General features: G+C 71.3%; 22 protein-coding genes. 14 read left to right on the top strand and 8 right to left on the bottom strand.

What is annotated here, in order from left to right; translation table 11 throughout:
• Window positions 1-161 precede the first annotated feature (161 nt).
• The 8 genes from ACZ53N_RS03810 to ACZ53N_RS03775 all read left to right on the top strand — a co-directional run bounded on the left by ACZ53N_RS03810 (window position 162) and on the right by ACZ53N_RS03775 (window position 8811).
• A complete protein-coding gene (locus ACZ53N_RS03810; protein ID WP_469139338.1) occupies window positions 162-1370 on the top strand; it encodes a radical SAM protein in 1209 nt (402 codons plus the stop codon).
• A gap of 96 nt (window positions 1371-1466) precedes the next feature.
• Window positions 1467-3611: a DegT/DnrJ/EryC1/StrS family aminotransferase gene (locus tag ACZ53N_RS03805; protein ID WP_469139337.1), complete on the top strand. Its 2145-nt coding sequence runs from the start codon at window positions 1467-1469 to the stop codon at window positions 3609-3611.
• Window positions 3608-4807: a hypothetical protein gene (locus tag ACZ53N_RS03800; protein WP_469139336.1), complete on the top strand. Its 1200-nt coding sequence runs from the start codon at window positions 3608-3610 to the stop codon at window positions 4805-4807. The genes ACZ53N_RS03805 and ACZ53N_RS03800 overlap by 4 nt, the downstream gene beginning before the upstream one ends.
• Complete coding sequence (locus ACZ53N_RS03795; RefSeq protein ID WP_469139335.1) at window positions 4804-5898, top strand: acyl-CoA synthetase family protein; 1095 nt, start codon at window positions 4804-4806, stop codon at window positions 5896-5898. The genes ACZ53N_RS03800 and ACZ53N_RS03795 overlap by 4 nt, the downstream gene beginning before the upstream one ends.
• A gap of 17 nt (window positions 5899-5915) precedes the next feature.
• A complete protein-coding gene (locus tag ACZ53N_RS03790) occupies window positions 5916-6773 on the top strand; it encodes a phytanoyl-CoA dioxygenase family protein (RefSeq protein WP_469139334.1) in 858 nt (285 codons plus the stop codon).
• Window positions 6774-6850: 77 nt separating this feature from the next.
• Window positions 6851-7306 (top strand): hypothetical protein, encoded by a 456-nt coding sequence (locus ACZ53N_RS03785; protein WP_469139333.1) that lies wholly within the window; start codon window positions 6851-6853, stop codon window positions 7304-7306.
• A complete protein-coding gene (locus ACZ53N_RS03780; protein WP_469139332.1) occupies window positions 7248-8033 on the top strand; it encodes a glycosyltransferase family 2 protein in 786 nt (261 codons plus the stop codon). The genes ACZ53N_RS03785 and ACZ53N_RS03780 overlap by 59 nt, the downstream gene beginning before the upstream one ends.
• Window positions 8034-8043: 10 nt before the next feature.
• Window positions 8044-8811 (top strand): nucleotidyltransferase family protein, encoded by a 768-nt coding sequence (locus ACZ53N_RS03775; protein ID WP_469139331.1) that lies wholly within the window; start codon window positions 8044-8046, stop codon window positions 8809-8811.
• Here ACZ53N_RS03775 and ACZ53N_RS03770 read toward each other — a convergent pair.
• On the bottom strand, window positions 8798-9328 hold the full coding sequence (locus tag ACZ53N_RS03770; RefSeq protein ID WP_469139330.1) for a GNAT family N-acetyltransferase: 531 nt from the start codon (window positions 9326-9328) through the stop codon (window positions 8798-8800). The two genes, ACZ53N_RS03775 and ACZ53N_RS03770, sit on opposite strands and share 14 nt — an antisense overlap.
• 629 nt (window positions 9329-9957) lie before the next feature.
• Between ACZ53N_RS03770 and ACZ53N_RS03765 the strand changes: the two genes are divergently transcribed.
• Complete coding sequence (locus ACZ53N_RS03765; RefSeq protein WP_469139329.1) at window positions 9958-10287, top strand: hypothetical protein; 330 nt, start codon at window positions 9958-9960, stop codon at window positions 10285-10287.
• A 60-nt stretch (window positions 10288-10347) separates the two neighbouring features.
• Here the strand turns inward: ACZ53N_RS03765 and ACZ53N_RS03760 are convergent, their stop codons facing one another.
• On the bottom strand, window positions 10348-10890 hold the full coding sequence (locus tag ACZ53N_RS03760; protein WP_469139328.1) for a hypothetical protein: 543 nt from the start codon (window positions 10888-10890) through the stop codon (window positions 10348-10350).
• Between the two features lie 357 nt (window positions 10891-11247).
• Here ACZ53N_RS03760 and ACZ53N_RS03755 point away from each other — a divergent pair, with 357 nt between their 5' ends.
• Entirely contained in the window at window positions 11248-11796 is a 549-nt protein-coding gene (locus tag ACZ53N_RS03755; RefSeq protein ID WP_469139327.1) for a GNAT family N-acetyltransferase, read from the top strand.
• A gap of 125 nt (window positions 11797-11921) precedes the next feature.
• On the opposite strand, the gene ACZ53N_RS03750 is transcribed toward ACZ53N_RS03755, so the two are convergent.
• The 5 genes from ACZ53N_RS03750 to ACZ53N_RS03730 form a co-directional block, all read right to left on the bottom strand.
• Window positions 11922-12329, bottom strand: coding sequence for a VOC family protein (locus ACZ53N_RS03750; RefSeq protein ID WP_469139326.1), 408 nt, complete (start codon window positions 12327-12329; stop codon window positions 11922-11924).
• A 254-nt stretch (window positions 12330-12583) separates the two neighbouring features.
• Window positions 12584-13318 carry a dienelactone hydrolase family protein gene (locus ACZ53N_RS03745; RefSeq protein ID WP_469139325.1) on the bottom strand — a complete coding sequence of 245 codons (735 nt, stop codon included), beginning with the start codon at window positions 13316-13318 and terminating at the stop codon, window positions 12584-12586.
• Window positions 13319-13483: 165 nt separating this feature from the next.
• Window positions 13484-13903: a hypothetical protein gene (locus ACZ53N_RS03740; protein ID WP_469139324.1), complete on the bottom strand. Its 420-nt coding sequence runs from the start codon at window positions 13901-13903 to the stop codon at window positions 13484-13486.
• Window positions 13900-14151, bottom strand: coding sequence for a hypothetical protein (locus tag ACZ53N_RS03735; RefSeq protein WP_469139323.1), 252 nt, complete (start codon window positions 14149-14151; stop codon window positions 13900-13902). Before ACZ53N_RS03735 ends, ACZ53N_RS03740 begins: the two co-directional genes overlap by 4 nt.
• Before the next feature lie 321 nt (window positions 14152-14472).
• Window positions 14473-15201 (bottom strand): GntR family transcriptional regulator, encoded by a 729-nt coding sequence (locus tag ACZ53N_RS03730; RefSeq protein ID WP_469139322.1) that lies wholly within the window; start codon window positions 15199-15201, stop codon window positions 14473-14475.
• 56 nt (window positions 15202-15257) lie between these two features.
• Between ACZ53N_RS03730 and ACZ53N_RS03725 the strand changes: the two genes are divergently transcribed.
• The 4 genes from ACZ53N_RS03725 (at window position 15258) to ACZ53N_RS03710 (ending at window position 18507) form a co-directional block, all read left to right on the top strand.
• Entirely contained in the window at window positions 15258-16073 is an 816-nt protein-coding gene (locus ACZ53N_RS03725; protein ID WP_469139321.1) for a class I SAM-dependent methyltransferase, read from the top strand.
• Window positions 16074-16272: 199 nt separating this feature from the next.
• The gene (locus ACZ53N_RS03720) at window positions 16273-16605 is read left to right on the top strand and encodes a hypothetical protein (protein WP_469139320.1); all 333 of its coding nucleotides are present in this window, start codon (window positions 16273-16275) and stop codon (window positions 16603-16605) included.
• Window positions 16606-16705: 100 nt separating this feature from the next.
• Window positions 16706-17701, top strand: coding sequence for an ATP-binding cassette domain-containing protein (locus ACZ53N_RS03715; protein ID WP_469139319.1), 996 nt, complete (start codon window positions 16706-16708; stop codon window positions 17699-17701).
• The gene (locus ACZ53N_RS03710) at window positions 17698-18507 is read left to right on the top strand and encodes an ABC transporter permease (protein WP_469139318.1); all 810 of its coding nucleotides are present in this window, start codon (window positions 17698-17700) and stop codon (window positions 18505-18507) included. Before ACZ53N_RS03715 ends, ACZ53N_RS03710 begins: the two co-directional genes overlap by 4 nt.
• Window positions 18508-18588: 81 nt before the next feature.
• Here ACZ53N_RS03710 and ACZ53N_RS03705 read toward each other — a convergent pair whose 3' ends face one another.
• The gene (locus tag ACZ53N_RS03705) at window positions 18589-19227 is read right to left on the bottom strand and encodes a hypothetical protein (protein WP_469139317.1); all 639 of its coding nucleotides are present in this window, start codon (window positions 19225-19227) and stop codon (window positions 18589-18591) included.
• Between the last annotated feature and the right edge of the window lie 125 nt (window positions 19228-19352).

Below are 19352 nucleotides of genomic sequence, written 5' to 3'. Positions count from 1 at the left end.
CGTTCGCGAGGCGGCCGGACAGCATACGTCCGGAATAGGTGAGTTAGGCCGACGACGGCCGATAAACCAGGAACGGTCTAGACCTATTGACCTGCCCGACGCGGACTCATAGTGTCGCCACGCCGAACCTCTGGCCTTGCGAGAGCTGCGAGAGGAACACCATGAACGACACCGCAGGCGTGCGGAGTTATGACGCGGCCGCCCCCACCAACAACCGTCCCGGACTGCCCGTGGTCAATCTCGACCGGGCGCACTCCCCGCAAAAGGTCCTCGCCCACGGCGATCTGCTGCGCCGATTCGTGGCGGGCGAGGAGATCCGGCCCGTCCATATGCGCATCGGCATCATGGGCGCGTGCAATATGCGCTGCAACTTCTGCAACTTCCACTCCCCCAATGAAGAGCAGTTCTACGACCTTTTCTCCTTCAAGGACTCCATCCCGACGGAGAAGGCCGTCTCCCTCATGCGCCAGTTCGCCGCCAACGACGGCCGCGCGGTGACGTTCTGCGGCAGCGGTGAGTGCACCATCCACCCGGGTTACTCCGCTATCTGCGACGCCGGGCACGAGGCGGGGCTGCGCATCGGTCTGATCACCAATGGTTCCCGGCTCGGCAGGCCGGCGCTGGCGGAGTGCGTGGCCTCCACCCACACCTGGGTGCGGATCGGCCTCAACGCGGGCACCGAGGCCACGTTCGACGAGATCACCCGCGACCGTGAGCACACCTTCACGTCCTTCCTGCGGAATGTGAGCCGACTGCGGGAGTCGGCCATCGATCCCGACTTCCGGATCGGCTTCAACTACGTGATCACCGAGCGGAACCACCGGGAGATCCTGGCCGCCGCGCGCGTGGCCCGGGAGGCCGGGGCGCACTACGTACGGTTCGAGCCGGAGTTCTACAGCGCGCTCGGGCACGAGACGATCGAGGCGGTCATGGCCGAGGTGGCCGGGGCGCTGACCGAGGCGGCGGCGTTGGCCGACGACGGCTTCGAGGTGTCGGTCCCGAAGCTCGACCGGGGGCCGATGGACCAGGTCGAGGCCGTCGAGGGGGACTTCGACCGCTGCCACTACAGCCGCTTCGTTACCGCCGTCGGCGCCGACGGGCATCTCTACCCGTGCCCCCAGGTCCACCTCAACAGCCGCTACCGCATCGGCGATGTGATCGAGACGGGCTATGCGGAGGTGCTGGAGGGTGGCCCACGGGCCGAGTGGGAGGCCTCCAACCCGCTCCGGACGGACCTGTGCAAGTCCTGCTTCTACCGCCCGCAGAACGAGCTGCTCGAACTGCTGCGGCGCGGCCGGATCCGGCTGGACGACGCACTGGCCTCGTACGCGGTCGAGGTGCCCAGCACCCTGCACGCCGACTTCGTCTGACGCCGGACGGGGCCTGCCCGGCGTCATCGGTCCCGCGCATCCGGGCAGAGCACGCCCTACCGCCGACGACGTACCTCCTCCACCGCGAAGGGCTCCATGCAGATCCATCGTTTGCGTCAACTTCTCTCCGTGGAGCGGGCACTGGGGCCCGCCCCCGGCAAGGCGGCCGGGGTCGACGGGTTCACCGCGTGGTCCCGGCGCGTACGGGACGTCGTGGACCGGCTGGCGCGCGCCGAGCGCGGACCGGTCGCCGCGACGAGCGAGCGGCCGCCCGAGACGGCGGGCGGGCTGGTCCGGGAGAGGCTGCTGTTCGACAGCCCGGCCCGGGGCCGGTTCCGGGCCACCGCGCTGGCCCCCGCCGGGAGCGGGCCGCTGCCCGCCGTCCTCGTCGTCGGGGGCAAGAACGCCCGGCTCGGCCAGCTGACCGGCGAGGAGCCGCCCGACCACCCGGACCGCAACGTCGCCGAGCACCTGGCGCGCTCGGGTTTCCTCACCCTCGCCGTCGACCACGGCATCGACGGCGGTCTCGACCCGGACCGGCTCGCCGGGCGGGACGAGGGGACGGTCCTCGCGCACGCCTTCGCGCTGCGCGGCCATTCGCTGCTGGGCGCCCTGATCGGCGACGCGACCGCCGCCCTCGACTGGCTGCGCGCCCACCCCCGGGCCGCGCCCGGGCGGACCGGGATCTTCGGCCACAGCCTCGGTGGGGCCGTCGCCCTGCACACGGCCCTCCTGACGGACGGGCCTGACAGGCCGGACGGTCCGACGCCCGTCTGCGTGGCCGGTCACCTCGGCAGCTACCCCGCGCTCTTCGCCCGGCTGCTGACCGGTTTCGAGGGGGCGGTGCTGCCGGGCATCCTCGAATACGCCGACCTGCCCGAACTGCTGGGCGCCCTGGCCCCCGCCCCGCTCCAGCTCCAGTACGGGCTGCGCGACCCCTACCTCGACCCCGCCGACGCCCGCGAGGCCGCCCGTACGGTCCGTCGCGCGTACACGGCCGCCGGCGCGGCGGACCTGCTGGACGTGCTGGAGCTCGACATGGGCCACGGCACCGACCGGGAGCGGGCGGCCGCGTTCTTCACCCGCGCCCTCGCCGCGCCCGCCGCGCCCGCCACCGCCCCGGTGCCCGCGCAGCGCGTCCGCTTCACGGCGGAGGAGCGGCGGACGATCGGCGACCGGGTGGACGACGCCCTGGCCTGCGGGGTACTCACGCAGGGGCCGCAGGTGGCCCGGTTCGAGTCGCTGGCCCGCACCTGGACCGACGGGCGGGAGGCGGTCGCCCTCTCCTCGGGCACCGCCGCCCTGGAGATCGCGCTGCGCATCCTGGACGTCGCGGGCCGTACCGTGCTCGTCCCCGTCAACACGTTCTTCGCCACCGCCGCTGCTGCCGTCCGGGCGGGGGCGCGGGTGGGCTTCGTGGACCTGGAACTCGACGGGCTCGGCATGGACCCGGACGCCCTGCGGGCGGCGCTCGCGGCGGCCGGTCCGGTCGCCGCCGTCGTGCCGGTCCACATCGGCGGTGTCGTCTCGCCCGCCCTCGAACCGCTCCTGGAGGAGTGCCGGGCGCGCGGCATCCCCGTGCTGGAGGACGCCGCGCACGCCTTCGGCAGCACGCTGCACGGGCGGGCGGCCGGGGCCTTCGGGCGCTTCGGCGCGTTCTCCTTCTTCCCGACGAAGGTGGCCACCAGTGCCGAGGGCGGGCTGCTGACCGGCGCCGGGCCCGAGGACCTGGAGAGCGCGCGGCGCTGGCGCGACCACGGCAAGAGCGCCCCGGGCTCCACCCTGCACGACCGGCCCGGCGGCAACTGGCGGCTGAGCGAACTGCACGCGGCCGTCGGCACGGTCGACCTGGAGCGTTTCGCCCCGGCCCTCGCCGCCCGCCGGGCACTGGCCGCCCGGTACGACGAACTCCTCGCCGGTGTCCCGGGGTTACGCCCGTACGTCCCGCCCAAGGCGTCGGAGAGCAACTTCTACAAATATCTCGCCTATCTGGACGATCCCGTGGACCGGGGGCGGCTCAAGGCGAGGCTGCGGGAGCGGCACGGCGTCGCGCTCGCGGGCGAGGTCTACGACACGCTGCTCTGCGACCAGCCGTTCTTCCGCGAGCGGGGAGACGGAGGGGCGGCCTTCCCACGAGCCCGCTGGTTCGCCGAACGGCACGTGGCGCTGCCGCTCTACCCCACGCTGACGGAGGCCGAGCAGATCCGGGTGGCGGCCGCGCTGCGGAGCGAGCTGTCGTGACCGCGCGCACGGCCACGCTGCCCGCCTTCCGCCGGGCGGCCTGGCACCGCTCGGCGGACACGCTCCGGCTGCCCGGGCCGCCCGCCGAACTGGCCCTGGTGCCCGAGGTCGTGGCGGCGGCGGACCGGCGCTGGTGGGAGGCGGAAGTCCTCGCGCGGGAAGCGGAGTTCCGTCCCGCCGCCCGGCGGAAACTACTGGCCGAGGCGCTGGAGCTGTTCGCGGACGGCACCGTGACCATCGGCGGTTCGCTGGTCCAGGGCCCGGCGGAGTTCCGTGCGGCGATGTGGGCCACGGCGGGCGTTCCGGCCGCGCTCGTGGACCGCTGGTGCGGGCTGCTGCGCGAGGCGCTGCCCGACGCCGGAGTACCGGGCGCCGGAGGGCCGGACGAGGCCCTGTCCCTGGTGTCGCTGCCGGGCAACACCTTCTCCTGCCTGGAGTCCGTGCTGTCCGAGGCGTACCGCAGCGCGGCGGTCTGGGTGCGCCCCAGCCGCCGCGAACCCTGCTCCGCCGCCCGTCTCGTGGCGGCTCTGCTCGCGGTCGGCTGGCCCGCCTGGCGGCTCGGCCTCTACCCGTCGGAGCGGCGGACGCTGCGCGGCCTGGTGCGGCTCACGGATCGTCAGATCGTCTACGGGGGCGCGGGGCTGGCGGCCTCCGTGCGCGGCGCGCCGCGGCTGTCCGTGCACGGACCGGGGCGCGGCTGCGCGCTCGTGCCGCCGGGGACGGGCACGTCCGAAGCCGTGGCGTGGCTGCTGCCGCTGATCGCGGGTGACGGGGGCCGGTTCTGTACCAATGTCCGCACGGTCGTGTGTCCGGGTCCGGGGGCGGACGCGCTGGCCGCCGCCCTGGCCGAGGCCCTCGATGCCCTCCCCACCGATCCCGCCGCCCCCTGGCCACTGACCGCCTGCCGCGCACCCGGCGAGGCGGAGCGGGCGGCCCGGGGCGTGCGGGAGCGGCTGCGCCCCGGCGACCGGCTGCTGACCCGGCGCCCGCCGACGGCCCGTACCGGGACCACCGGCTCGGACGTGTACGCCCTGCCCACCCTCGCGCTGCTGGCCTCCGACGATCCCGGCCACCCGCTCGTCGGTCACGAGGTGCCCTTCCCGTTCGCGGCCGTGGTGACCACCTCACCCGCCGGGGCCGAGGCGATTGCCGCCGGCTCGCTGTTCGTCCACAGGCCCCCGGAGGGACCGGCATGACCACCGACCTCTACGCGACGATGCGCGAGCGCGTGCCCGAGCTGCGGATCGGGCTCGACGCGTGGACGCGGCGGATGATGCGCTGGCACTTCTCCCCCGCGACCGGCTCGCCCTTCTGGCTCTCCCGCCGCTCCGGCCTGGGGTTCGATCCGCTCACCGACATCGACGGGTTCGCCGCTCTCGCGCTCTTCGGCCTGTTCGACAAGGCGGAGCTGAGGGCCGCGAGCGCCCGGGAGCTGCTGCCGCGCGGGTACGAAGGCCGCCCGTTCCGCGTCTTCGAGACCGGTGGCACCACCGGGCCGCCCTGCCGGATCGTCAACGTCTCCCGGCTCGCGTACGACGTGGTGGTCTACCGCGCGATGCTGGAGGCCCGGGGCGTGGCGGGCGGTGACGTCCTCGCGATGACGCCCGCCGGGCCGCACGCGTACGGGCACTTCGTGGAGGGGCTCGCCGACAGTTGGCGCGGGGCCGTCTTCGCCGTCGACTTCGACCCCCGGTGGGTGAAGTCGGAGATCAGGGCGCATGGCGAGGCCGACGCGTACACCGACCACCTCGTGGCACAGACGGAGGTGCTGCTGACCGCCGAGCGGCCCACCCTGCTCTTCACCACCGCCCGGTTGCTGCTGGCCCTCGCCATGCGGCTGCCGAAGCCGATCGACGCGTACGGGCTGCGAGCGGTGTGCACGGGCGGCACGTCCTGCACTGCGGCGGAGGCGCGGTACCTGCGCCAGGAGCAGCTGCGGGACGTGCAGTGGATCGACACCTACGGCAACACGCTGGCCGGGCACGCCCTCCAGGCCGACGGGCCGGAGCCGGGAAGCCACTCGTACCACCTGCCGCCGCCGTTCGCCGTGATGACGGTCGTCGACCCCGACGACCCGTGGCGGGAGGTGGCCGTCGGCGAGCGGGGCCGGGTGCGGGTGACGACACTGCTGGAGGACCTGTTCCTGCCGAACCTGCTGGAGCGGGACAGCGCGGTCAGGACCGGCCCCCACCCGTGGTTCCCGTGGGACGGCGTCGCGGCCGTACGCCCCTGGACGCCGGGGGCGGGCGGGGAAGACGTGGAGGGCGCCGTCGAAGGCGTCTACTGAACCGGGGGAGAACCATCATGACGACGCTGTCCTCGAACGGCCTTCCGCTGTCCTTCGACGAGGAGCTGTTCACACCGCTGCGGGACAGTACGGAGCTGCGCTCCCGGCCGTCCTCGTTACGGGCCCGGCTGCGCGCGGACGGCTGTCTGTATCTGCGGGGGGTGTTGGCGCGGGAGGACGTACTGCGGTTGCGCGAGGCGTACTTCGCGTCCTGCGATCCGGTGCTGCTCGCCCCGGGGACGACCCACCGCGAGGGGATCTTTTCCGGCCGGGTGCCGCCGGGGCTGCCCGCGCACGGTGTCCCCGGTCATCCGGCGCACGCGTTCGTCCGCTCCGAAGCGTTTCACCGCTTCCTGTCCGCCCCGGCGCCGGCCGCGCTCGCGGAGTCCCTGCTGGGCGGCCCGGTGCAGATGCTGCCCCGCCGCATCCTGCGCCACTTCCACCGGGGCTCGCGCCTCGCCTCCCGCGCCCACGTGGACCGCGACTACATGGACCGGGGCTCGGACCGGGTGCTGACCCTGTGGATACCGGTGGGCGACTGCCCGCCCGCCACCGGCGGCCTGGTCTACCTGGAGGGCTCCCACACGCTGCCGCCCGCCGCCTACGCACCGCTGCGGGCGGCGGGCGACCGCCCCGGCGACCGCCGGCCGATCAGCCACGACCTGGCCACGACGGCCCGTGCACTGGGCCGCCGTTGGATGTGGGCGGACTACGCGGCGGGGGACGTCATGGTCCACCTGCCGCACATCATCCACGCCTCTCTGGACACGACGACGGACGCGATGCGGTTGTCGGTGGACGCCCGGTTCATGCGGCGCGGCGACACGCCGGATCCGCGCTGGCTGCGGACGTGGTCGGGGGACGACGGGGCGTGAACCCTGAAGGGGAATGCCGCCGTTGCCCTTCTGAACACACGGGAAAAGCAAACCCCCTTCATCGAAGGAGTTCGTACGTGCCGAGCAGGACCCTTGCCGAGCGACTGACGGCCTACGCCGTGCTGGCCCACGACCCGGCGGTCCCGGGGATCGCAGCCGACTACTGGGAGCTGAGCGAGCCGCACTACCGGGCGGTGGACGCGCTGCTCTCCGGTTTCCTGGCAGCCCGGCCGGAGGTGGCGCAACCGTACAAGGACCTGGTCGCCGACCCGACCGCGCTCGCGCCGCAGCTGGAGCTGCGGCGGCGCCTCGCCCGGTCGCTGGAGGCGGGCGGGGAGGAACGGGCCCGGCTCGCGGCGGACGGTCGAGGAGGCGGACCGGCACATCTGGATCGACTACCAGGTGGGGGAGGGTGGCGAGGCGCTCCCGGCCGGGACACCGGCGGCGGGCCCGGGTACGGCCTCCGGCCCCGCCGTGGTCCACATCGTCATCCCCTTCCGGGACCGCGACGCGGGCGGCCTGCGCACCCGTAATCTCCTGGCCTGTCTGCGCGCCCTCGCCGACCAGGGCCCGGGCCCCGCGCACCACGTCACGGTGGTCGAGACCGACGACCGCCCGCGCTCGCGCGCCCGGCTGGAACCGCTCGTGGACCGTTACGTCTTCGCGGAGAACCCGGGGCTGTTCAACAAGTCCTGGGCGGTGAACGTCGGCGCCCGCACCGCCTGGGGCTCCGTCCCGTATCTGTGTGTCCTGGACGCCGACATCCTGGTGGACCGCTCCTTCGTCCGCCGCAACGTCGACCGGATCGCCACCGGCGCCCACGGCACCCACCTGCCGTTCCGCTGGTCGCTGTCCCTGGACGAACCGTCCAGCCTGCGGGCCATCCATGCCCGCACGGCTGTCGGCCTGCCGGACGTCCCGGAGAGCACGCTGCGCGGCCTGCTCCTGCGGGAACCGCCGGGCGGCTGTGTCTGGGTCCGCACCGAGGTCTTCCACCGGATCGGCGGCTTCGACGAGCGCTACGAGGGCTGGGGCGGCGAGGACGACGACGTCATCGCCCGGCTCACGGCCGCCGCCGGGGTCGTCCGCTTCGAGGACCCGCTGCTGCATCTGAACCATCCGCGCCCCCGGATGACGCGGGACGGCGTGCCGTTCAACGCCCATATCGAGCCGCTGAGCTGGACCGCGGAGGCGGGTTACGGGGATCCGTCGGCGTTCGCCCGCCGAAAAGATCTGCACTCCGACGGCCGCCCCGCCTAGGCTCCGGTCCATGCACGCACATGACGACGAAGCCTTCCTCGCCCATGTCACGCAGCGGCTCGCGGCCCTGCCGTGTGTGCACGCGGTCGCGCTGGGCGGCTCGCGGGCCACGGGAACGCACGGGCCCGACAGCGACTGGGACTTCGCCGTCTACTACCGGGGCGCGTTCGATCCCCAGGACGTGCGCGCACTCGGATGGCCGGGCGAGGTCTCCGGTATCGGCGGGTGGGGCGGCGGGGTCTTCAACGGCGGTGCCTGGCTGAACGTCGAGGGCCGACGCATCGACGTGCACTACCGGGACCTGGACGACGTCGAGCATCACCTCGCCGAGGCCCTGGAAGGCCGCTTCCGCGTCGAGCGGCTGCTGTGCCACCTGGCAGGCATCCCGACGTACATCGTCCTCGCGGAGCTGTCCGTCAACCAGGTGCTCCACGGGGTGCTGCCGCGCCCCGCATACCCCGAGGCCCTGCGGCGGCAGGCCCCGGAACGCTGGTGGGGCGACGCCCGGCTCACCCTCGCCTACGCTCGGTCCGCCCACGCCGAACGCGGCCACCTCGCCGACACCGCCGGGGCCATCGCCACCGCCGCCTGCCAGGCGGCACACGCGGTGCTGGCGGCGAAGGGCGAGTGGGTCACCAATGAGAAGAGGCTGTTGGAGCGGGCGGGGCTGCGCGGCATCGACGGGGTGCTCAGCGGCCTGTCGCCTCGGCCCGAGGCTCTGACCGGGGCGGTCGACAAGGCGGAGGCGTTGCTGGAGGCGGCCGTCAGGGCTTCCTGAGCCGGTACACGACGTTCGGGCGCAGCGGCCCTTCGGGGAAGTCGAGGTCGTCGAAGTCGTCGGCGGGGTCGCGTGTCATGCCGATCCGGGCCATCACCGCCTGGGAGCGGACATTGGTGGCGGTCGTCACCGCGAGGATCTCGGTGAGCCCGACCGTCTCGAAGCCGAACGCCAGGACGGCCCGGGCGGCCTCGGTGGCGTATCCGTGCCCCCAGGCCGGGCGGGCGAGCCGCCAGCCGATCTCCACTCCGGTGAACGGCAGGTCGTCGTCCACGTCGTCCAGACCCGCGAAGCCGATGAACTCACCGGTGGCGGTCACCTCGACGGCCCACCACCCGTAGCCGCGCTCGGCGAAGTCGGCCTGGAACGCCGCCACCGAGGCATCGCTCTGCTCCCGCGTGAGCGGCTCGCCCAGGAACCGCCGGACCTCGGGATCGGCGTTCATGGCCGCCCACGGGGCGAGGTCGGCGTCCCGCCAGGGGCGGAGCGTGAGGCGCTCGGTGCGTAGTTCGCTCATGCGGCCAAGGAGACGCGAGCGGTGGCCGGAACGTCCACCGGATTTCGGGGCCCTGGCCAGTCTTCTGGGTGAGGAATGGCCGATTCTTCCGTAGTGGGACGGTTCGGACTCCGGTGGGATGTGACCCGTACGGGGGTTCGACATGGGCCCCTGTCATGTGCGCTGCCGTTTTGGTGACCGTCTTCAGTGACCGTCGAAGCGACTATCGAGGAGTCCCGTGGGCCACTCGTCCGCGTTACGTCTGCGCTCCGCCGCCGTAGCCCTTGCCGTCGCTTCGGCGTGCCTCTTCGGAGGTGTCACATCCGCCCAGGCGGCCCCGGCCGGACCGGGAGGTGGCCTGAACGGACTGAACCAGGAGCTCCTCGCGCCTCTCGTCGCGCCTGAGGTGAGGACGTTCACCGGCAGCGGGACGGGCACTTCGCCGTCCCAGGCGGTGGACGGCGCGGCCCGGATGGCTTACACGTTCGCCCAGTCGGCCGGCTGGCAGGCGAACCAGTGCCACGTGCGCGCGACCGACGTCAGGTCGGTCGGCGGTGGGGTGTACGCGGCGGTCGCCAGCTTGTTCTGCCAGCGCTGACTCGCATGGTTTCCAGTATTTCCAGGATTTCCACCAAGAGGGGGATACCGACATGACCTCGATGCTCATCCGGGGTGGGGCTGCCGTCGTTCTCGCGGGCCTCGCCGTGCTCGCGCCGACCGCCGCGTACGCCGACGCCGGCGTGCGCTCCGACGCGAGCGTGCGCGCCGACGCCGCCGCTGTGCAGGAGACGCGGGCGTTCACGGGCTTCGCGTACGAGAACAGCCCCAAGGAAGCGAAGCGGGAAGCCGAGAAGAGGGCCCGCCAGAACGCGCTGATCAGCGGGTTCCTCAATGAGCAGTGTGTGCTGCTCTACGCCAACTCCACTCGGCTGGCACCCGGTTACTACGCGGGCGACGCCGCGATCAGCTGCACCCGCTGAGTCGCTGAACCTCCCGCTGAGGCGAACCCGTGCCCGCCTCAGCGGGATGCCACGCCCTGACTAAAGCCAGCTGACGCGGGCGTCGGTGACCGGCTCCTCGCCGGCCGGCCGCCTGCCGAGCTCACCGGCCCGTACCCCGGCCAGCAACCGGCTGACGGCGTCCACGATCTCCGGGGCGGCACGCCGAAGATCGGCCGCGTCCGTCGCCCCGACCTCCTCGCGGGCCGCACCCGCGGTCTCCAGCACGCCGTCGAGATCGCAGAGCCGCTCGGCCAACCACCCCAGGGGATCGGCGGACAGCTTCTCGTCGAAGACCCGCGCGCCGGGCTCCCAGCCCTGGAACCGGGGATGGTGATGGGTCCGGTCGAAGCTCCCAACGGGCCCGGCCACCGACTCCAGCAGGTCCACTCGCCACAGCGGGCGGTCGATCCCGATGGGCCGCGCGGAGTACATCGACCCCTTGAGGCTGCCGCTTTCGAAGTGCCGCAGCTCCAGACGCACGCCGCGTTCGGCGCCTTCCTGCCCGGGCTCCGGGTGGGGATCGACGAAGTACAGGTCGCTCACCACTACCCCGACCCGCTCAAAACCGTATGCGTAGAACACGAGACCGTCCTCACGTCCGGTAGGGAAGTCGCATGGCCCGGCCCGGGCCGGTGCCGTGCACGCGGGGCGTGTTGGCTGAAGTGGCGCTGCGCCGGGCCGTGTTCACGGATTTCGCACTCCAACGGTAGCGTCGGCAGGCGCACGCCTGGGCCTTCCGGCGCGAGCCGCGACACCGCCCGCTCAAGGGGAGCCGGGCGGCCGGGCCCCTCACGCCACCGCGACCAGTACCCGACGCTATCCCTGGCAGGCCGCAATCGACGCCCTGCCATAAGCCGACGGACGACCTCAATGAGGGCCTGGGCCCGCCCTCCGTCAATGGGCTGAATTCATCCGCAGCGCAGGAAAGGACACCCCCTCTTGTCCGTCCGCCTTCACCGCCACGGTCATGCCGACGCCCCCGCCCTGCGTGAACTCCTTCTCGACATACACGACGACTGTTACGCGGAGTCCGAGAACCGCGAAGGGTTCGACTCCCGAGAGCGGTTCGCCCAGTTCGTCGACGCCTGGTCGGGTCGGCCTGGATGGGACTGCGTCATCGGCTACGACGACACCGAGCCAGTCGGATTCGCCTACGGAGCACCCCTCCCCACAGGCACCCCCTGGTGGTCGAAGATCAGCGGCCTCGACCCCGAGTTCACCCACGAGACCGGCAGTCGTACCTTCGCCGTCAGTGAGGTCATGGTCCGCCCCCGCTGGCGCAAGACCGGCACAGCCGAACGCCTTCACCACGAGCTGCTCGCCGGCCGCACCGAAGCCCGCGCCACGCTCTTCGTCGACAGCTCCCACCCCAAGGTCACGGCGCTCTACGAGAGCTGGGGCTATACCGGCGTCGGCGAGTCACAGCCCTTCGCCGACGCACCGCTCATGATCGCCATGGTCCGCCCACTCCGTCACCGCCCGGCATGACAGCCGCCGGCCTGCCGTAGCCGACGGACGCCCGTCTTCCGAGGCAGACGGGCCCGAGCCCCATCGGTTCGAGCCGGGCGTGAGCCGGCGCCGGAGGGCGCCGGCCACGCCGGGCCTACGAACGGTCAGTCATCGCCATGGCTCTGCCAGGCCGCGCGCTGGCGCAGCGAGATCCGGTTGCCGTCCGGATCCACTGCCTCGATGCGGATCCCGAACCCGTAGTCCTCCGGTTCGGGCTGGTCAAAGGTCACACCACGGTCGCGAAGCACCTCGAAGTCCGCCCGCAGGTCGTCGGATTCGAGGAAGATCGGACCGGGCGTGCCCGGCTGCATCTCGACCGGCTGCCCCGAGGGCGCAGCGTGCGGCAAAAGAATGATCTCCAGCGGACTGCCTGGGACGCCTACGGTGAGGAAGCGTCCCTCAGAACCGGGGTAGTCGACGCGCTTCTCCAGGCCGAGCTGCTCCGTGTAGAACCTCAGCGCGCGTTCCTGATCAGTGACATAGAGCGTTACGTACATGATGTTCGTCAGCATCGTGTCGTCCTTCCATCAGTCGCCAGGCGGTCTGCCTCACTGCACTGACGGACGCCGATGGAGGAATGTGACCGGTCGGCGGAGAAAACTGAGGGGACGCCGCGCGTGCTTCTGCCGAAGGCGCCTGACCTGCGTAGCCCTGAGTCGGCTGGCACCCGGGCACCGCAGCTTCGGTCGACTCCACACCTGCCGAGAGCTCGGCAGGTGCCCACGGTGTAGAGAGCTACCGTCTGCTGCCGTCTAACGGCCCGGCCTCACCTCAGATGCCGGGCGAAGAACCGCGTCGCGGCGTCCCCCGCGAACTGCGGGACGCCGGTGTGCCCGCCCATATTGGCCTCCAGGGTCTTCTCCTGGGAGCCGAAGGCGTCAAACAGATCCAGGGCCGACTGCCGGTCGTTCCCCTCGTCGTCCCACTGCAACAGGACGTGCAGTGGAATGGTGACCCGGCGAGCCTCCTCGAACATGGCGCGAGGCACGAAACTCCCGGCGAAGAGAACGGCGGCCACAATGCGCGGCTCGACCACCGCCAGCCGGGTCCCGATGGAGATCACTCCCCCCGAGTACCCGACGGGGCCGCCGATCTCGGGCAGCGACAGGAGGGCGTCCAGGGCGGCCTGCCATTCCGGGACCGCCTTGTCGACCAGCGGGAGGACGAGGGCGTCGACGATCTCGTCGCTGACCGGCTCGCCTGCCTCCATCGCCCGGCGCAGGTCGGCGCGGGCCTGATCGACGACGGCCCATCGGGGCCGGTCGCCGCTGCCGGGGAGCTCGATGGTGGCCGTGGCGAAGCCCTCCGCCGCGGAGTGCCTGGCCCGGGCCACCAGGCGGGGGTACATCTTGCGCAGCCCGAGGGGAGGGTGGCCGAGCAGGATCAGCGGCGACGGTGCGGATGTGGCTGCGGGCGTCCACAGGATGCCCGGGATCTCACCGAGGGTGAACTCGCGTTCGAGGACGCCATCGTCGAGGCGCTGCTCAGAAGTGAATTGCATGGTCGTGCCTTTCGGGAGGGCTCGGAAACGGCGCTCCCGGACGACGACCTATCGCCCGACCGTGACCCCGGAGGAGAGCACCCACGTCGATACTGCGTTCACGGGTACCACCTCCTCGATCTCTCGCACGGCTCCCAAAAACGTAGCAGTGGTCGCCCGCGTCCCTCAAACGGGTTTCGCGGAGTCGGCCTCCCTGGCCTGGCTGTTGTCGCTCACCAGCCCCAGGAGCATCTGACAGCTACGCGCCATCTCCTGGCACCACACGTGCGCGGCATCCACATCGACCCCGGCATCGGGACACTCGGCGTGGGTGAGCCGGTAGCGCACGTACATCAGCCCGTGTCCGACGAGCCCCGGCCCCCGCGACGAGCGACGCGTGCCGTGGACAGCGACAGCACGCGGCAACAGGACATGCGCGCACTCGACCAGTCGCTGCGCCGTGGCGGTGACCACGACCGGGTCGAGGCGGTCACCCACGGGCAGCGGCGCAAGCGCAGCTTCGATGGCCCGCCGAACACCGCCGACGTCGAGTTCACCCCTCGCAACCACGGCCGGGCGACTCGACGAGTTATCCGCCGCGCTCACCCGGCCTCCTCGCTCGTGGCATCGGCTGCCGCGTCAAGGACCCGGGCAAGTCGGGCAGCGACATCCGCCCGACAACCACCGAGATCGACGAACCCCCGGTGATCCACCGGCTCGGAACTGCGCACCGACGGGAAGACCAGACCGTGTCGCGCAAGTGCCGCTCGCAGGTCCGCAACCGCCGCGTCACTGACATCGAGCGCGGCATGCCGCCGCATCCAGTACTTCTTGGCCGCCTCGGTACTGATCACGGTCGCCCCTTCGTGCGGTCGTGAACGGACAGCGGCCTGTCGGCTGCCGCTTCGCCTACCCACGGCTCCCAGGGAGCCGGGTTCTCCTCCGTCATCGATCTGCCCCTCCGCGCGCACGCCCTGGGCGGCCCAGCAGGGCAGTGCAAGCTGGTCGGTCGTCCGCGCGACCGCCGCCCCGGCGAACAGGTCAGCGTGCGACGGGGCACGGCGCCCTTGCGAGGGAGAGGCGGAACGCGGCAGACGATCGCGGAACACGGCCGACGATCAGGGAAGTCCCGAGTCACGACGAACAGACTGGACCGGTTTACCGGTCCAGTCAAGTCAAATGCCCGAGCTCATCGGGTAGTTGTTCACCCGTTCCCATAGATCGGACGGCGTCAATCCCTCCTCGCACACCAGTGCGCGACCTGTTTCGTCACGCGCAACATGCAGGTCGACCGCCACCGCCAGGGGCTGTTCGCGCTCGAAGCGCCCAGCTTCCTCCGCCGTGGCGAGTCGAACCGTCGTGGTGTCGGTCCCCTCGAACGGCCGTCGACCGGTTTCGCGCGTCACGTAGTTGGTGGTGCCCTCGATGATCGGCCCAGTCTGTGCGAGTCGAGGACAGCGGTCGGCTACATCCGGCGGGAACCAGGCGCTCACCAGCGAAAGCGGGGCTCCATCATCAAGCAGAACGAGCCGGTCCCTCCTCAGGGCCGACTCTTCAGGCCGGAGGCCGAGAGCGTCTCGAATCCGGTCGGGCGGTACTTCCCTGGCAGGGGTTCCCAGCCTGCGGAAGGGACGGCCACCGGTCACCCGCGTGTCATTCGCACGCCTTCCGCCCGCCGGCCTGGCCAGGGGCACATCAGTGACCCGGAACCCGAGGCCCTGCCGCGAGACGACCACGCCATCGGCTCGCAGTATGTCCAGCGCCTTGTTGACCGTGGCCCTCGACACGCTCCACTGCTCACAGAGGTCCCGGCCGGACGGCAGGAGGTCACCCGGCCTGAACTCGCCCTCGGTGATGCGCCTGCGCAGCGAATCGGCGATCTGTTCGTACTTCAACGTGGGCATTGCCTTACCACTCCGTCTCTGGACAGGTTGACCGGTCAAGGGACAGCATGCTCCCCATGACCATTCCGCCCGCTGTCGCCCCCGAGATCATCGCCTTCTACACCGAAGGGTCCGACGAGGCAACACGGCTGACGTCTTCTGCTGACGGCAAGTTGGAACTGATCCGCACTCAAGAACTCCTGCGCCGCCACCTCCCGTCGGCACCCGCGAACATCCTGGACGTAGGAGGCGGGCCCGGCGTCCACGCGCAGTGGCTGTCCGCCGACGGTTACACCGTCCATCTCGTCGACCCAGTTCCTCGTCACATCGAAACGGCACAACACGCAGGGTGCACCGCAGAACTCGGCGACGCACGGCAGCTCAGCGCACCGGCCGACTCCTACGACGTCGTGCTTCTCCTCGGGCCCCTCTATCACCTGCTCGACCAGGAAGACAGGCTCCGAGCCCTGGCGGAAGCCCGGCGGGTCCTCAAGCCAGGGGGGATACTCGCGGCTGCGGCGATCAGCCGTTACGCCTCCCTGTTCGAACACACGGCGACAACTTGGCTGGATCGCGAACGAGTCCACGACGCGGTGAAGGACATCCTGTCCACCGGGCGGCACGATCCGGGGCGCAAGGGCTTTACGGCTGCGTACTTCCACACGCCGGACGGCCTCGCGAGTGAACTGAACCTTGCCGGCTTTCAAGAGGTGGACGTCTACGGCATCGAGGGACCGACCTGGTCTCTGCTGAAGGCCACTGAACAGCACACTGGCGATCATCTCGCCGACACACCGATGTTTCGTGCCGCATTGGAGGCGGCCCGCCTGGCGGAGCCGTACCCGGCTCTGTTGGCCGCCAGCTCCCACATGCTTGCTGTCGGGCACATTTGAGAACGATCTGGACCACAGCGATACCGCACCCTGCGTCGCCCACTCGACGAGTGACCATTACCGGAAAGTGGTCAACTGACACGTATCCACACGGGCGTTCACGATCTGTGCGCTACCTTGGCGAAAACAAAGCGGCCCCCGGCGGTGCTACCAACACCGGTCGAGGGCCTACACCACGAGGTCTACGGAGGACCCCGGGATGCTTCGGCATGTTATCGCCCCTGAGCGTTTCTTCACCCAGGTACCGAACGAGATCATCCGCCACCCACGCCTGTCGGCGCCCGCCGTGCGGCTGCTGATGTGGCAGCTGTCGCTTCCGGACAGCGTGGACCCCGAGCCCCCGGCCTTCACCGCCCCCATCGCCGCCCCACAGCCACTGCGCTCCTGCGCAGGCACCTGCGACCGCGTCTTCCGACCGGTGGCCGACGAGACCAAATGCCGCGACTGCCGACAGGACGACGCACAGGCCGCGTACGCACAGAACCTGAGCCGGGGCAACGGCCAAGGTCCCCGCCAGGCCCGCTGGGCCTAAAGCTCAGGCCCAAGCTCGCCGCGCGGAATGTCAGTGGTGTGGGTCACAGTAGGGGGAGACGTGGACGCACGCGGCGGCCGCGGCATCAAGGGGACGTCCGATGGAATTCGCGATCCAGGCGGAAGGCCTGGCGAAGAGCTTCAAGGAGACCCACGCCCTGGCCGGCGTGGATCTCGCCGCTCGTACCGGTACCGTGCTCGGCCTGCTGGGGCCCAACGGCGCGGGGAAGACCACCGCGGTGCGCATCTTCGCGACGCTGCTCACGCCCGACAGCGGGTGGGCGCGCGTCGGCGGCCACGACGTCGTACGGGAAGCGGGCCTGGTCAGGGCCATGATCGGGCTGACCGGGCAGTACGCCGCGGTCGATGAGAAGCTGACCGGCACCGAGAATCTGCTGATGATCGGCCGACTGCTCGGCATGGGCCGGACCGAGGCCCGGGCCCGGGCCGGCGAGCTGCTGGAGCGGTTTCATCTGGAGGACGCGGCGGGCCGCGCCGCCAAGACGTACTCGGGCGGCATGCGGCGGCGCCTCGACCTCGCGGCGAGCCTCGTGGGCCGGCCACGGATCCTCTTCCTCGACGAGCCGACCACCGGCCTCGACCCGCACAGCAGGGGCGAGCTGTGGGACATGCTGCGCGGCCTGGTCGCGGAGGGTGTGACGGCCCTGCTCACCACGCAGTATCTGAACGAGGCCGATCAGCTCGCCGACGAGATCGTCGTGATCGACAAGGGCAGGGTGATTGCCGAGGGCACGCCCGACCAGCTGAAGTCGCAGGTCGGCGGGCAGGTGCTGCAGCTACGGCCGGTGCACTCGGCGGATCTGGCCAAGGCCCATGCGCTGGTCAGGGAGGCGGCGGGGCGCGCCAGGATCGAGGGCGAGGAGATCACCGCCCCGGTCAACGACCTGGAGCTGCTGCCGTCCGTGGTGCGGCGCCTGGACCAGGCGGCGATCGCGGTCGGCGAGCTGACCTTGCGCCGCTCCTCCCTCGACGAGGTCTTCCTCGTCCTCACCGGCCACCGCGCCGAGCCGCAGCAGCCGGACGAGGACGCCCCGGACGTGGGCGACGAGCAGGAGAAGGTGGGGACCCCGTCATGACCGCCGCGACCGCCACCGCCCCCGTGGGCGGGAAGGGCAGCGTGCGGCCGTTGGCCGCGCTCCGGCAGACCGGCACGATGGCGTGGCGCAGCCTGGTCTCCGTCAAGCACAATCCGCTGGAGCTCGTCGACTACAGCGTGACGCCGATCATGTTCGTGTTCCTGTTCACGTATGTCTTCGGCGGGCAGATGGCCGGGACGCCGAAGGCGTATCTCCAGTACGCCCTGTCGGGGATCATCGTCCAGAACACGCTGTTCATGAGCATGTACACCGCGATGTCGCTGAACACGGACCTCACCAAGGGCGTCTTCGACCGGCTGCGCAGCCTTCCGATAGCCCGCTCGGCGCCGCTGTTCGGCCGGATCGCGGCGGACCTCGCCAAGCAACTGTGGGCGATGCTGCTGATGCTCGGGCTGGGCGCCGCGCTGGGGTTCCGGATCACCGGTGGGCTGGGTGGCTTCCTGGGCGCCACGCTGATGTTGATGATCTTCGCGGCGGCGGTGGCGTGGACCGCGGTGCTGATCGGGATGCTGGCGGGCGACGTCGAGAAGGTGCAGGTCTTCGCGTTCGTGCTGATCTTCCCGCTCACGTTCACCAGCAGCGCGTTCGTCCGTGTCGACACCATGCCGGGCTGGCTGCAGGCGTGGGTGAACGTGAACCCGGTGACCCATCTGTCCGACGCCTTCCGCGGGCTGCTGCTCGGCGGCGAGGCGGCCCGGCCGGTGCTGTGGTCCCTGCTGTGGGCGGCGGGCATCTCGGCGGTCTTCATACCGCTGGCCATGCGCGCATACCGATCACGCGCCTAGAGCCCGTCCGAGGGAGCGACTGAGCCGCCCGCATCGGCGGCCGGCGGCTCAGTCCGTTCGGCTCTCATTGCCGGGTTGGTGTTACCCGATACAGCCGGGGACGGGAGAGGGACTGCCGGTGCAGTTGGTGGGGGTGTTGGCGGTCACCGAGGAGGTGTTGAGCGTTGCGGAGCCGGCGACGTAGTAGATGCCGCCGGGGTTGATGGCGGCGGCGTTGCCGTTGACCACGCTGCTGGTGAGGGTGAGTGTCGCCCGGTCGCTGGCGATGCCGGCGGCCTGGTGGGCGGTGTTGTTCTTGACGTTGCTGCTGGTGAACGTCGCCGATGCCGCACCACCGGTGCTGTAGATGCCACCGCCGGTGCCGTCGGCGGCGTTGTTGGACAGCTCGCTGCCCGTGAGGGTGACCGCGCCGAAGTTGAGGATGCCGCCGCCGTTCGTGGCCGCGTGACCGCCGCTGAGGGTGACCGCCTTGAGGGTGAGCCCGCCGGTGGTGCTGACCTGGGCGATACGGAACGTGGACGCCCCGGAGTGAGTGATGGTGTTGGCGTTGCCCTCGAGGTGATGGGCGTGGTGATGATCGGCAGCCCGCTGGGGCCGTTGACGCCGTCGTTGCCGTGGGCGGCGGTGAGGGTGTAGGTGCAGCCCGGGGTGAGGGTCACGGTTCCGCCGCCGGCGGCGTTGGCCGCGTTCACGGCGGTGATCAGCGATGTCTCGTCGCACGCGACGGCCATGATCCGGGCCTGGGCGGTCGCGGGCAGAAGGGCGGTCGTGCCGGTGGCCAGAACAGCGGCCCCGGCGAGGGCGAGAAGGGCACGACGGAATCTCATGGAACCCCCTGGAAATGA

It is taken from the genome of Streptomyces sp. NPDC033229, assembly GCF_055576875.1.
The sequence above is the reverse complement of the archived record's forward strand: the minus strand, read 5'-3'. Positions and strand labels throughout refer to the sequence as shown.